This window comes from Quadrisphaera sp. DSM 44207, from assembly GCF_900101335.1.
Taxonomy (GTDB): Bacteria; Actinomycetota; Actinomycetes; order Actinomycetales; family Quadrisphaeraceae; genus DSM-44207.
Window position 1 is genome coordinate 652,465 of sequence record NZ_FNKA01000003.1, and the last position, 13,058, is coordinate 665,522.

Genomic DNA, 13,058 nt, shown 5'->3' on the forward strand with positions numbered 1-13,058 from the left:
ACCCTCAACATCCTGCACGGGCCGGGCGTTCCCGCCGCACCCCGAGCGCAGGCCCGCGCCCAGGAGCGGAGCCTGCGCGCGGGAGCGGGGCCTGCGCTCAGAGCGCGGCGGCGGCGAAGGTGTCGCAGTCCTGCACCGCGCCGCTGGCGTAGCCGGTGGCGAACCAGCGCTGCCGCTGCTCGCTGGACCCGTGCGTCCAGCCCTCCGGGTCCACGCGCCCCTGCGCCGCCGCCTGGATGCGGTCGTCCCCGACCGCGGCGGCGGCCGAGAGGGCGTCGGCGACGTCGGCGTCGCTCAGGGGCTGCAGGAAGGGGATGCCGGTGTCCGGGTCGGGCACCGTGGAGGCGTGGTGCGCCCACACCCCCGCCAGGCAGTCGGCCTGCAGCTCCGAGCGCACCGCCCCGGACTCCGGGCCCGCCGGGTCCTGCTGCGCCGCGCCCAGCAGCCCCAGCTGGTCCTGCACGGCGTGCCCGAACTCGTGCGCGACGACGTACTCCTGCGCCAGCGGCCCGCCGCTGGCGCCAAAGCGGTCGGTGAGCACGTCGAAGAACGCGACGTCGAAGTAGGTCGTGGCGTCCGCCGGGCAGTAGAAGGGCCCGACCGCGCTCGTCGCGCCGCCGCACCCGGTGTCCGTGGCCTCCTCGAAGAGCACCAGCCCGGGGGGCTGGTGCTCCACCCCGGTGGCCTGCGGCAGCAGGCCCGACCACACCGCGTCCAGGGACTCCGCGGTCGCGATGATCCGGCAGTCGGGAGAGGCGTTCGCGGCGCCCTCCTGCTCGCAGTGCGCGAACGCCTCGTCGCCGCTGACCCCACCGGCCGCGCCCACCCCGCCGGCACCGCCGGGCGCGACCACCGTGCTCGTGCCCCCGCCCAGCGCACCGGGGTCCACGCCGAGGAAGAGGGCGAGCAGCAGCACCAGCACGCCGCCCGCGCCGCCGCCGACGGCGATGCCGCGGCCCCGGCCACCGCCGGTGCGGGCGCGGCCGGCGTCGATCCGCACCCCGCGGTTGAACGTCATGGGCCGGAGCGTAGGGGGGCCCGTCTACGCTCACCCGGTGGGTCGCACGAGGACGGGCAGCGCATGAGGGACGTCGTCCTGCTCGGGTCGACGGGGTCGATCGGCGCACAGGCCGAGGACGTCGTCGCGCGGGCCCCCGACCGCTTCCGCGTCGTGGCTCTGGCCGCCGGCGGGGCGGACGTCGCGGCGCTGGCCGCCCAGGCGGTGCGCCTGAGGGTCGAGGCCGTCGGCGTCGCGCGGCCGCAGGCCGAGGCGCCGCTGCGCGAGGCCCTGGCGAGCGCCGCCCGGGAGGCTGGCCGGGCCGGCTGGAGCCCGCGCGTGCTCGCCGGCCCCGACGCCGCCGTCGAGCTCGCCGCCGCCCCCTGCGACGTCGTCCTCAACGGCATGACCGGCTCCGTCGGCCTGCGCCCCACGCTCGCCGCCCTGGCGGCCGGGCGCACACTGGCGCTGGCCAACAAGGAGTCCCTCGTCGTGGGCGGCCCGCTCGTGACCGCGGCCGCGGCGCCCGGGCAGGTCGTGCCTGTCGACTCCGAGCACTCCGCGCTGGCGCAGTGCCTGCGCGGAGGGCGCGCGGAGGAGGTGCGCCGCCTCGTGCTCACCGCCTCCGGCGGGCCGTTCCGCGGCCGGGCGCGCTCGGAGCTGGCCGCCGTCACGCCCTCGCAGGCCCTGGCCCACCCGACGTGGGCCATGGGGCCGGTGGTGACGACGAACTCCGCGACCATGGTGAACAAGGCGCTGGAGGTGGTCGAGGCGCACCTGCTCTTCGACCTGCCGCTGGAGCGCATCGACGTCGTCGTGCACCCGCAGTCGGTGGTGCACTCCATGGTGGAGTTCACCGACGGCTCCACCCTCGCGCAGTGCTCCCCGCCCGACATGCGCCTGCCGATCTCCCTCGGCCTGGCCTGGCCCGAGCGCGTGCCGCACCAGGGCTACGGCATCGACTGGTCGCGGGCGGCGAGCTGGGAGTTCGAGCCCCTGGACGAGGAGGCGTTCCCCGCCGTCCGCCTCGCGCGCCGGGCCGCGCAGGCCGGCGGCACCGCGCCCGCGGTCTACAACGCCGCCAACGAGGAGTGCGTCGAGGGCTTCCTCGCCGGCCGCCTGCCCTTCCTGGCGATCGTCGACACCGTGGAGCAGGTGGTCGCCGAGCACGTCCCGGCGTCCGGCGCGCTGAGCGTGGACGACGTCCTGGCGGCGGAGTCGTGGGCGCGCGCCCGCGCCCGCGAGGTCCTGGCGCAGCGGGGGGCGGCGTGACCGCGGTGGCCGCCTACGCCGTCGGGGTGGCGGTGCTCGTCGTCGGCCTCGCCGTCTCGATCGCCCTGCACGAGGTCGGGCACCTGCTGCCGGCCAAGCGCTTCGGCGTGCGGGTGACCCAGTACATGGTCGGCTTCGGCCCGACCCTGTGGTCGCGGCGGCGCGGGGAGACCGAGTACGGCGTCAAGGCGGTGCCGCTCGGCGGCTACGTGCGCATGGTCGGCATGTTCGCGCCCGCCGCCGACGGCACGGCCCGCAGCGGCTCCACCGGCGCCTTCCAGTCCCTCGCCGAGGACGCGCGGCGCGCGGCGGCCGAGGAGGTGCGCCCGGGGGAGGAGCACCGCGCGTTCTACCGCCTGCCGGTGCGCCAGCGCCTGGTGGTCATGCTCGGCGGGCCGGTGATGAACCTCGCGCTCGCCACCCTGTTCCTCGGGGTGCTCCTCAGCGGCATCGGCGTGCAGTCCCTGACCCCGCGGGTGGCGGCGGTCTCCCGGTGCGCGCTGCCGGCCGCCGAGGCCGGTCGCGCGTGCGCCCCCGGCGACCCGGCCGCGCCCGCCGCGCAGGCCGGCGTCCGGCCCGGCGACGTGATCGTCGCGGTCGACGGCGTGCCGGCCGAGGGCGACTGGGCGCGCGTGCAGGAGGCGATCCGCGCCTCGGCCGGGCGCACCGTGCCCGTCGTCGTCGAGCGCGACGGGCAGCAGCTGGCCCTGGACGTGGACGTCCTCGCCACCGAGGGCGTGCGCGTCGACGAGGACGGCGCGCCCGTCACGACCGCGGACGGGCAGCCGGTGACCGAGCAGGTCGGCTTCCTCGGCGTCACCGCCACCCGCGAGCGGGTGCGCCGGCCGCTGACCGAGCTGCCGGGGGAGGTGGCGCGGGCGACGTGGGCGACGGCGCGGATCGTCCTCGCGCTGCCCCAGCGCATGGTCGACGTCGCGCAGGCGGCGTTCGGCAGCGAGGAGCGCGACCCGAACGGGCCGATCGGGCTCGTCGGCGTCGGCCGCCTCTCGGGGGAGATCGCCAGCACCGACCTGCTCGACAGCACCACCGAGCGGGTCTCGCTCATGCTCGGCGTGCTCTCCTCGCTGAACCTGGCGCTGTTCGTCTTCAACCTCGTGCCGCTGCTGCCCCTGGACGGCGGGCACGTCGCCGGCGCCCTGTGGGAGGGCGGGCGGCGGCAGGTGGCGCGCCTGCGCGGGCGCCCGGACCCGGGCCCGTTCGACCTCGCGCGCCTGCTGCCGGTCACCTACGTCGTCACCGCGCTGCTCGTGGGCATGTCGGTGCTGCTGCTGTACGCGGACATCGTGCGCCCGGTCACGCTCGGCTGAGCACCCGGTCGAGCACCCGGTCGAGCACCCGGTCGGACCGCCGGTCGAGCCGGTCCCCGCCCGCGGGGGAGATACTGGAGGCATGGCGATCCCCGTCAGCCTCGGCATGCCCGCGGCTCCCGCTCCCGTGCTGAGCCCCCGCCGCCCCTCCCGCAAGATCCGGGTCGGCACCGTGGAGGTCGGCGGCGACGCGCCGGTCAGCGTGCAGTCGATGTGCACGACCCCGACGACGGACATCAACGCGACCCTGCAGCAGATCGCGGAGCTGACCGCGGCCGGCTGCGACATCGTCCGCGTCGCCTGCCCGTCCCAGGACGACGCCGAGGCGCTGCCGATCATCGCGACGAAGTCGCAGATCCCCGTCATCGCCGACATCCACTTCCAGCCCAAGTACGTCTTCGCGGCCATCGAGGCCGGTTGCGCGGCGGTGCGGGTGAACCCGGGCAACATCCGCAGGTTCGACGACCAGGTCAAGGAGATCGCCGCCGCCGCGAAGGACCACGGCACGTCGATCCGCATCGGCGTCAACGCCGGGTCCCTCGACAAGCGCCTGCTCGACAAGCACGGCAGGCCCACCGCGGAGGCCCTCGTGGAGTCCGCGGTGTGGGAGGCGTCGCTGTTCGAGGAGCACGACTTCCACGACTTCAAGATCTCCGTCAAGCACAACGACCCCGTCGTCATGGTGCGCGCCTACGAGCTGCTCGCCGAGCGCGGCGACTGGCCGCTGCACCTGGGCGTCACCGAGGCCGGGCCGGCGTTCCAGGGCACGATCAAGTCGGCCGTGGCGTTCGGGTCGCTGCTGAGCAGGGGCATCGGCGACACGATCCGGGTCTCCCTGTCCGCGCCCCCGGTGGAGGAGGTCAAGGTCGGCATCCAGATCCTGCAGTCCCTCAACCTGCGCCCGCGCAAGCTGGAGATCGTCTCCTGCCCCTCCTGCGGGCGCGCGCAGGTCGACGTCTACACCCTCGCCGACCAGGTCACCGCCGGCCTGGAGGGCATGAGCGTGCCGCTGCGCGTGGCCGTCATGGGCTGCGTCGTCAACGGCCCCGGCGAGGCCCGCGAGGCCGACCTCGGCGTCGCCTCCGGCAACGGCAAGGGCCAGATCTTCGTCAAGGGCGAGGTCGTCAAGACCGTGCCGGAGGCGCAGATCGTCGCCACCCTCATCGAGGAGGCGAACCGGATCGCCGCGGCGATGGAGCTCGAGGGTGGGGTCGACACCGCGGGAGCGCCGACCGTCACCGTCGGCTGAGCCGCGGGGAGCGCCGGTGTTCCGCGACAGGAGCGGCCGGGCCGGGCTGAGCGACCGGCCGGGCGGGGACGACGGGGTGGTCGTCCTCGGGGACGCCGACACCCCGGCGGTGCTGGCCCTGTGCGCGCAGGACCCGGTGGCCAACGTCTTCGTCTCCAGCCGGGTCAGCGCCGTCGGCGCCGACCCGGCCCGCCTGGGCGGGCAGCTGTGGGGCTGGTGCCCCGACGGGCCGCTGCGGGCGCTGTGCTGGGAGGGCGCCAACCTCGTCCCCGTCCTGGGGGAGGGGGTGGGCGAGGAGGCCCTGGACGCCTTCGCCGCCCGCGCCCGGCGCTCCGGGCGCCGCTGCTCCTCCCTCGTGGGGCCCGCCGGCGCCGTCCTCGGGCTGTGGGAGCGCCTGCAGGCCGGCTGGGGGCGCGCCCGCGAGGTGCGCCCCGAGCAGCCGCTCATGGCCATCGACGCCGCCCCGCTCCTCGCGCCCGACCTCGGCGTGCGCGCGACGACGCCCGCGGACCTCGACGTCCTCGTGCCGGCGTGCATCGCGATGTTCACCGAGGAGGTCGGGTACTCGCCCGTGGGCCCCGACGGGGGCGCCACCTACCGGCGGCGCGTGGAGGAGCTGGTGCGCGCCGGCCGCTCCTTCGCGCGCATCGAGCGCGTGGACGGCGCCGCGCAGGTGGTGTTCAAGGCCGAGCTGGGCGCGGTGGCCCCCGGGGTGGTGCAGGTGCAGGGCGTGTGGGTGCACCCGCACCGGCGCGGGCAGGGGCTGGCCGGGCCCGGCACGGCCGCGGTCGTGCAGGCCGCCCGCGCGGCGGGCCTGGGCACGGTGAGCCTGTACGTCAACGACTACAACACCCGCGCGGTGCGCGCCTACGAGCGCGTGGGCTTCGCCCGCGTCGGCACGTTCGCCACCGTGCTGTTCTGAGCGGCCCGCAGCGGACGCTGCGACCGGCGGGCCTGCGCGACCGCCCCCGACGATCCGCGCGGGTCGACCGGCGGGGGGCCGTAGGGTGCCGGGCATGGAGCCGGCAGCGCGGTGAGCACGCACCTGGGCGCGCCGGTGACCGCGCCAGCGACCGCATCGGTGACCGCATCGGTGACCGCATCGGTGACCGCGGCCGACGTCGAGGACGCCGCCGCGCGCCTGGCGGGCACCACCCGGCGCACGCCGCTGGAGCTGGACGAGCGCCTGTCCGAGCTCGTCGGCGGCGAGGTCTGGCTCAAGCGCGAGGACCTGCAGGTGGTGCGCTCGTACAAGCTGCGCGGCGCGTACCACCTCATCGGCCAGGAGCGCGAGCGCGCCGCGAGCGCCGGCGTCGTCGCGGCCAGCGCCGGCAACCACGCGCAGGGCGTGGCGTGGGCCTGCCGGGCCCTCGACCTGCCCGGGCGCATCTACCTGCCGGGCACCACGCCGCGCCAGAAGCGGGAGCGGATCGCCGCCCTCGGCGGGGCCCGGGTCACGACGGTCGTCGTCGGGGACAGCTACGAGGAGGCGCAGGAGCGCGCGCTCGCCGACGCCGGAGACACCGGCGCCGTCCTCGTGCCCGCCTTCGACGACCCCCGCACGGTCGCCGGGCAGGGCACGGTCGCGTGCGAGGTGGTCGAGCAGCTGGGGCGGGCCCCGGACCTGCTCGTCGTCCCGGTCGGCGGCGGCGGCCTGCTCGCCGGGACGGCCGCGTGGCTGGCGCAGCGCCACCCCGGCACGCGCAGCGTCGGGGTCGAGCCCGCCGGCGCCGCGTGCATGGCGGCGGCGCTGGAGCACGGCAGCCCGGTGCCCCTGGCGAGCGTGGACTCCTTCGTGGACGGCGCGGCGGTGCGCACGGCCGGCAGCGTCACCTTCCCGCTCGTGCGCGACCACGCGGCCGGCGTCGTCGCGGTCGCCGAGGGGCGCGTGTGCTCGGAGATGCTGCGGCTGTACCAGGTGGAGGGGATCATCGCCGAGCCCGCCGGGGCGCTGGCCACGGCCGCGCTCGGCGACGCGCTGCACCCGGAGCCGGGCACCACGACGGTGTGCGTGGTCTCCGGCGGCAACAACGACGTCAGCCGCTACGGGGAGGTCCTCGAGCGCTCCCTCGTGCACGAGGGCCTCAAGCACTACTTCCTCGTCGAGTTCCCCCAGGAGCCCGGCGCCCTGCGCCGCTTCCTCGACGACGTCCTCGGCCCGGAGGACGACATCACGCTCTTCGAGTACGTCAAGCGCAACAACCGCGACACCGGACCCGCGCTCGTGGGCGTCGAGCTCGGCCGCCCCGACGACCTGGCGCCCCTGCTGGACCGCATGGCGGACTCGCCCATCACAGCGCGGCGCATCGAGCCGGACGACCCGCTGTTCCGCTTCGTCCTCTAGCCTCCTCGCGGCCCGGCGCGCCCCGGCGCGGGCCGGTCGAGGGGAGGCGGCGTGGGCAGGATCTGGCGGCAGCACGGCGACGGGCGCGCCGTCGCGCCCGGGGCGGTCGTGCTCCCGGAGGAGCGGCTGAGCTGGCCCCGCACGACCGGGCTCGGCCTGCAGCACGTCGTGGCGATGTTCGGGGCCACGTTCCTCGTGCCGCTCATCACGGGCTTCCCGCCGGCGACCACGCTGTTCTTTTCGGCGGTCGGCACGGCGCTGTTCCTCCTGCTCACCGGCGGCCGGCTGCCCAGCTACCTGGGCTCCAGCTTCGCCTTCATCGCCCCGATCGGGGCCGCCACGGCCAGCGCGGGCACGGCCGCCGCGCTCGGCGGCGTCGTCGTCACCGGGCTGCTGCTGGCGCTCGTCGGCGCCGTGGTGCACGTGGCCGGCACCGGGTGGATCGAGGCGCTCATGCCCCCGGTGGTCACCGGCACCATCGTGGCGCTGATCGGGCTGAACCTGGCGCCCGCCGCCCGCGCCAACGTCGAGGCGGCACCGGTCACCGCGGTGGTCACCACCGTCGCGATCGTCCTGGCGACGGTGCTGCTGCGCGGCCTGCTGGGGCGCCTGGCGATCCTGCTCGGGGTGCTCGTCGGGTGCGCGGTGGCGGCCGCGCGGAGCGAGGTCGCCTGGCAGCCGGTGCGCGACGCCGCCTGGGTGGGCCTGCCGCAGTTCGCCGCGCCGTCCTTCGAACCGGCCGTGCTCGGGCTGTTCGTGCCGGTGGTCCTCGTGCTCGTCGCCGAGAACGTCGGGCACGTGAAGTCGGTGGCGGCGATGACCGGCCGCGACCTGGACCCGCTGACCGGTCGCGCGCTGCTCGCCGACGGCCTGGCGACCACGCTCGCCGGCGCCGGCGGCGGCTCGGGCACCACGACCTACGCGGAGAACATCGGCGTCATGGCCGCCACCCGCGTCTACTCCACCGCCGCCTACGCGGTCGCGGCGCTCGCGGCGCTGCTGCTGAGCCTGTCCCCGAAGTTCGGCGCGCTCGTGGCGACCGTCCCGCAGGGCGTGCTCGGCGGTGCCGCGACCGTGCTGTACGGGCTGATCGCCGTCCTCGGCGCCCGGATCTGGGTGCAGGCGCGCGTCGACTTCTCCAGCCCCGTCGCCCTGACCACCGCCGGTGTGGCGCTGGTCATCGGCGCGGCGGACTACCGGTGGGTCGTCGGCGACTGGGAGTTCGGCGGCATCGCGCTCGGCACGGCCGCCGCCGTCGGCGTCTTCCACGTGATGCGGGCGCTGGCCCGCTGGCGCGGCACCGGCACCGGCACCGGCACCGGCGCCGGCGCGCCGTCCCCGCTCGCGCGTCAGCACGAGGACGACCCCGAGCGCGTCGTCGTGCCGGCACGTGCAGCGGACCTGCCCGACGAGCCGCCCCGGTAGCCTCGTGCCTCGTGCTGCTGCGGATGTCCACCCTGTTCCTGCGGACCCTGCGCGAGGACCCCGCCGACGCCGAGGTGCCCAGCCACCGGCTGCTCGTGCGCGCCGGGTACATCCGCCGCGCCGCGCCGGGCGGGTACACGTGGCTGCCGCTGGGCTACCGGGTCTTCCGCAACGTCGAGCGGGTCGTGCGCGAGGAGATGGACGCCGTCGGCGCGCAGGAGGTCAACTTCCCGGCGCTGCTGCCGCGCGAGCCCTACGAGGCCACCGGGCGCTGGAGCGAGTACGGCGACAACGTCTTCCGGGTCCGGGACCGCCGGGGCGCCGACTTCATGCTCGCGCCCACGCACGAGGAGCTGTTCACCCTCCTGGTGAAGGACCTGTACTCCTCCTACAAGGACCTGCCGGTCGTCCTGTACCAGATCCAGACGAAGTTCCGCGACGAGGCGCGCCCGCGCGCGGGCCTGCTGCGCGGGCGCGAGTTCGTCATGAAGGACTCCTACTCCTTCGACGTGGACGACGCCGGGCTGCGGGCCTCCTACGAGCGCCACCGCGAGGCGTACGTGCGGATCTTCGAGCGCCTCGGGCTGGAGTACGTCGTCGTCGCCGCGGTCTCGGGGGCCATGGGCGGCTCCGCCAGCGAGGAGTTCCTCCACCCCAGCCCGGTCGGCGAGGACGTCTTCGTGCGCTCCCCGGGCGGCTACGCCGCCAACGTCGAGGCCGTCACCACCGCCGTCCCGCCGCCGCTGCCCTGGGACGACGCGCCCGCCGCCCACGTCGAGGACACCCCCGACACCCCCACCATCGACGCGCTCGTCGCGGTCGCGAACGAGCGCTTCCCGCGCGCCGACCGCCCCTGGACCGCCGCCGACACCCTCAAGAACGTCGTCGTCCTCCTGCGCTCCCCCGGCGGGGCGCGCGAGCCGCTCGTCGTCGGCGTGCCCGGCGACCGCGAGGTCGACCCCAAGCGCCTGGAGGCGGCCGTCGCGCCCGCGGAGGTCGAGCCCTTCACCGAGGCCGACTTCGCCGACCACCCGGAGCTGGTGCGCGGCTACATCGGCCCGCAGGTGCTGGGGAAGGACTCCGCCTCGGGGATCCGGTACCTGCTCGACCCGCGCGTCGTCGACGGCACCCGCTGGGTCACCGGCGCGAACGAGCCGGGCCGGCACGTCTTCGACCTCGTCAAGGGCCGCGACTTCGGCGCCGACGGCACCGTCGAGGCCGCGGAGGTGCGCGCGGGCGACGAGGCGCCGGACGGCTCGGGCCCGCTGGAGACCGCGCGCGGCATGGAGCTCGGCCACATCTTCCAGCTCGGGCGCAAGTACGCCGACGCCCTCGGCCTGCGGGTGCTCGACGAGAGCGGCAAGCTCGTGACGGTCACCATGGGCTCCTACGGCATCGGGGTCTCGCGCGCCGTGGCGGCCGTCGCGGAGTCCACGCACGACGAGCTGGGCCTGGCCTGGCCGCGCGAGGTCGCCCCCGCCGACGTCCACGTCGTCGCCGCCGGCAAGGACGACGCCGTGCGCGCCGCCGCCGAGGACCTCTCGGCGCAGCTCGTCGCCGCGGGCCTGACCGTGCTGCTCGACGACCGGGCGCGCGTCAGCCCCGGGGTGAAGTTCAAGGACGCCGAGCTGCTGGGGATGCCGACGATCGTCACGGTCGGCAAGAGCCTGGCGGACGGCGTGCTGGAGGTGCGCGACCGGGCCAGCGGCGAGCGCACCGACGTCGCCGTGGTCGAGGCGGCCGAGCGCCTGGTCGCGCTCGTGCGCGCCGGGGCGTGAGCGCAGGGCCCGACCCGCTCACCGCCGCCGGGCTGGCCGCCCTCGCCCCGGACCTGGAGCTGTCCGGGACCGCGCTGGCGCTGCTCCTGCTCGCGGCGCTGGCCGCGGGCTGGGTGGACGCCGTGGTCGGCGGGGGAGGGCTGGTGCAGCTGCCGGCCCTGCTGCTCGTGCCGGGCATCGCCCCGGTGCAGGCGCTGGCCACCAACAAGGTCGCCAGCGTCGCGGGCACGACCGTGTCCGCCGTCACGTACGCCCGGCGGGTCCCGCTGGACTGGCGCACCGCCGTCCCGACCGCGCTGCTGGCCGGGACGGCCGCCGGCCTCGGCGCCACCGTCGCCGCGCAGGTGCCCGCCGCGGCGCTGCGCCCGCTCGTGCTCGTGGCGCTCGTGGCCGTGGCGGTCTGGACCCTCGTGCGCCCGGCCGCCGGCGCGCACACCTCCCTGCGCCACACCGGACGCCGCCACCTGGGTGCCGCCGCGCTGGTGGGCACGGTCGTCGGGGCCTACGACGGCGTGCTCGGGCCGGGCACCGGCAGCTTCCTCGTGGCCTCCCTGGTCGGGCTCGGCTACGGCTTCCTCGCCGCCAGCGCCTTCGCCAAGGTCGTCAACGCCGCCACCAACGCCGGCGCGATCGTGGTCTTCACCCTCCTCGGCGCACCGCTGTGGGGCCTGGGCGCGGCGATGGCGGTGGCCAACGTCGCCGGCGCCTACCTGGGCACCCGCACCGCGGTCGCGCGCGGCAGCGGCTTCGTGCGCGCGGTCTTCCTCGTCGTCGTCACGGCGCTCGTCGCCCGCCTCGGCTGGCAGGTGTGGACCGACCTGGCGGCCTGAGGACCGACCTGGGCCCCTGGGCCGCTGAGCCCTTGAGCCGCTGAGGACCGGCCCCGGCGTCAGCGGCCGCTGAGGCCGGGCAGGCCCACGAGCGCGGTGCCGCCGGCGTCCGCGCGCCAGGCCGCGGCGCGCGCGGCCCGGTCGGTCACCAGGGCCGCCGCGGCGGCGCGCTCGGCCGCGGGCAGGGCCGCCACGAGGTCGGCGGCACCGGCGCACGAGGCCTCCTCCAGCGCGGCCGCCAGGGCGCGCGCCTGCTCCGGGCCCGTGACGGGGGAGGGCAGCGCGTGCCCGGGAGGGCCGGGCGGCACCTGCGCGTCCGCGGCGGCGATGCGGGCGCGCAGGTCCTCCGCGCTCGCTTCGTGCGCGGCGCGGTCGGCGAGCGCGCGGGCCCGCCCCGCCGCGTCGAGGCGCACGGCGAGCAGCGCGAGGCCGTAGACGGCCTCCTCCTCCACGCCGAGGGCCGCGGACAGCGCGGCGACGGCGGCGTCGGAGCCGCCCTCGGACCCGCCCTGCGGCGCCAGGTCGGGCGCGGCGGGCCGCGCCGGCGCCGGCTGGTCCTGCGCCGCGGCCAGGGCCGCGGCGACCAGGTCGTGGCCCGCGGCGGTGCACGCCAGCAGCCGTGCCGCGCCCCCGCCGACGCCGCCGAGGTCCTCGCGCGCGGCCACCGCCGCCGCGGCCGCGGCCGCGGGCACCTCGGACAGCGGCACGGGGTCGGCGCCGTCGACGCCCTCGGCGCCCTCGGCGGGAGGGGAGTCGCTCGGCGACGCGGTCGCGGCGGAGCCCGCGGACGCGGGCGGGGGCGAGGTGCTCGGCGACGCGGGCGGCACCGCCTCCCCGAGGGCGGCCAGCTGCTCGTCGTGGGCCGAGACCGCGCTGGTCAGCAGGGCCACGAGCGCCGCGTCGCCCGGCGCCCCGGACGCGGCCGCGGCGCGCGCTGCCGCCGCGGCGCCGGCCCGCAGCCGCTGCACCTGCGCCACCGCCCGGCGGCGTGCCAGCTCGTCGGCGTCCGGCACGGGCGCCGGTGGTGCGGGGTCCCCGCCGGGCGGCCGCACGCGCAGGTCGTCGACGGCCGCGCACCCGGGCAGCGCCCCGAGCGCCGCCGCGGCGGCGACCCCCGCAGCGGCCCGCAGCAGGGCCCGGCGCGGCAGCGGTCGGGGGTAGGGGCCGGGCATGGGTGCGGATCCTCCCACGCGCACCGCCGCCCGCACCGCCGCCCGCACCGCGACCGCGCTGCGACCGCACTGGGTCGTTAGGGTTTCGCAGTCCCGTCCGCCGTCCTCCAGCAGGAGCCCCCGTGTCCCCCACCGAGCGCGTGCGCGAGGTCGTCGAGCCCGCGGTGGTCGCGGCCGGTCTCGTGCTCGAGGGCGTCACGGTCACCCCCGCCGGTCGGCGCCGCGTCGTGCGCGTGGTGGTGGACCTGCCCGACGACGCCGTCGGCAGCCTCGACCTCGACCACGTCGCCGCCGTCTCCCGCGCGGTCGCGGCGGCGCTGGACGCCGACGACGCCGCGCTCGGCGGCGCCCCCTACGTGCTGGAGGTGACCACGCCCGGGGTCGACCGGCCGCTGACGGCGCGGCGGCACTGGTCGCGCGCCCGCACCCGCGTCGTCACGACCACCGCGGCGGGCGCCGAGGTGACCGGCCGCGTGGTGTCCGTGGACGAGCTCGGCGTGGTGCTCGAGGTCGGCGGCGAGCAGCGGGCGGTGCCCTGGGCCGACCTGGGTACCGGGCGGGTGCAGGTGGAGTTCTCCCGACCCGGCGACGACGCCGCCGACGACACCGACGACACCGACGACGACACCGACGAGGACGGCGCCGAGGACGGGGAGGGCTGAG

At 77.3% G+C, this 13,058-nt stretch carries 11 protein-coding genes; 9 read left to right on the forward strand and 2 right to left on the reverse strand.

Annotation, left to right across the window (positions count from 1 at the left end; all coding sequences use genetic code 11):
* Window positions 1–97: 97 nt before the first annotated feature.
* Window positions 98–1,018 (reverse strand): KPN_02809 family neutral zinc metallopeptidase, encoded by a 921-nt coding sequence (locus tag BLS82_RS13455; protein WP_092866732.1) that lies wholly within the window; start codon window positions 1,016–1,018, stop codon window positions 98–100.
* Window positions 1,019–1,081: 63 nt separating this feature from the next.
* Here BLS82_RS13455 and dxr point away from each other — a divergent pair, with 63 nt between their 5' ends.
* The 8 genes from dxr (at window position 1,082) to BLS82_RS13495 (ending at window position 11,223) form a co-directional block, all read left to right on the forward strand.
* On the forward strand, window positions 1,082–2,269 hold the full coding sequence (gene dxr, locus BLS82_RS13460; RefSeq protein WP_092866734.1) for a 1-deoxy-D-xylulose-5-phosphate reductoisomerase: 1,188 nt from the start codon (window positions 1,082–1,084) through the stop codon (window positions 2,267–2,269).
* A complete protein-coding gene (locus tag BLS82_RS13465) occupies window positions 2,266–3,597 on the forward strand; it encodes a M50 family metallopeptidase (RefSeq protein ID WP_218123901.1) in 1,332 nt (443 codons plus the stop codon). The genes dxr and BLS82_RS13465 overlap by 4 nt, the downstream gene beginning before the upstream one ends.
* An 82-nt stretch (window positions 3,598–3,679) precedes the next feature.
* Window positions 3,680–4,846 (forward strand): flavodoxin-dependent (E)-4-hydroxy-3-methylbut-2-enyl-diphosphate synthase, encoded by a 1,167-nt coding sequence (ispG, locus tag BLS82_RS13470; protein WP_092866735.1) that lies wholly within the window; start codon window positions 3,680–3,682, stop codon window positions 4,844–4,846.
* Between the two features lie 46 nt (window positions 4,847–4,892).
* Window positions 4,893–5,768 carry a GNAT family N-acetyltransferase gene (locus BLS82_RS13475; RefSeq protein WP_218123952.1) on the forward strand — a complete coding sequence of 292 codons (876 nt, stop codon included), beginning with the start codon at window positions 4,893–4,895 and terminating at the stop codon, window positions 5,766–5,768.
* A gap of 183 nt (window positions 5,769–5,951) precedes the next feature.
* Complete coding sequence (gene ilvA / locus BLS82_RS13480) at window positions 5,952–7,190, forward strand: threonine ammonia-lyase IlvA (RefSeq protein WP_092866737.1); 1,239 nt, start codon at window positions 5,952–5,954, stop codon at window positions 7,188–7,190.
* Between the two features lie 51 nt (window positions 7,191–7,241).
* The gene (locus BLS82_RS13485; protein ID WP_092866739.1) at window positions 7,242–8,615 is read left to right on the forward strand and encodes a uracil-xanthine permease family protein; all 1,374 of its coding nucleotides are present in this window, start codon (window positions 7,242–7,244) and stop codon (window positions 8,613–8,615) included.
* A gap of 11 nt (window positions 8,616–8,626) precedes the next feature.
* Complete coding sequence (locus BLS82_RS13490) at window positions 8,627–10,393, forward strand: proline--tRNA ligase (protein ID WP_092866741.1); 1,767 nt, start codon at window positions 8,627–8,629, stop codon at window positions 10,391–10,393.
* A 53-nt stretch (window positions 10,394–10,446) separates the two neighbouring features.
* Entirely contained in the window at window positions 10,447–11,223 is a 777-nt protein-coding gene (locus BLS82_RS13495; RefSeq protein WP_092867078.1) for a TSUP family transporter, read from the forward strand.
* A gap of 59 nt (window positions 11,224–11,282) precedes the next feature.
* Here BLS82_RS13495 and BLS82_RS13500 read toward each other — a convergent pair whose 3' ends face one another.
* Window positions 11,283–12,395: a DUF4439 domain-containing protein gene (locus BLS82_RS13500; protein ID WP_092866743.1), complete on the reverse strand. Its 1,113-nt coding sequence runs from the start codon at window positions 12,393–12,395 to the stop codon at window positions 11,283–11,285.
* A gap of 8 nt (window positions 12,396–12,403) precedes the next feature.
* Between BLS82_RS13500 and rimP the strand changes: the two genes are divergently transcribed.
* Window positions 12,404–13,057, forward strand: coding sequence for a ribosome maturation factor RimP (gene rimP, locus BLS82_RS13505; RefSeq protein WP_092867080.1), 654 nt, complete (start codon window positions 12,404–12,406; stop codon window positions 13,055–13,057).
* The last annotated feature ends 1 nt before the right edge of the window (window position 13,058 follow it).

Bases quoted from the DNA above. Each gene is read 5' to 3' on its own strand.
- BLS82_RS13455 (WP_092866732.1), bottom strand. From the start codon at position 1,018: ATGACGTTCAACCGCGGGGTGCGGATCGACGCCGGCCGCGCCCGCACC.
- dxr (WP_092866734.1), top strand. From the start codon at position 1,082: ATGAGGGACGTCGTCCTGCTCGGGTCGACGGGGTCGATCGGCGCACAG.
- ispG (WP_092866735.1), top strand. From the start codon at position 3,680: ATGGCGATCCCCGTCAGCCTCGGCATGCCCGCGGCTCCCGCTCCCGTG.
- BLS82_RS13500 (WP_092866743.1), bottom strand. From the start codon at position 12,395: ATGCCCGGCCCCTACCCCCGACCGCTGCCGCGCCGGGCCCTGCTGCGG.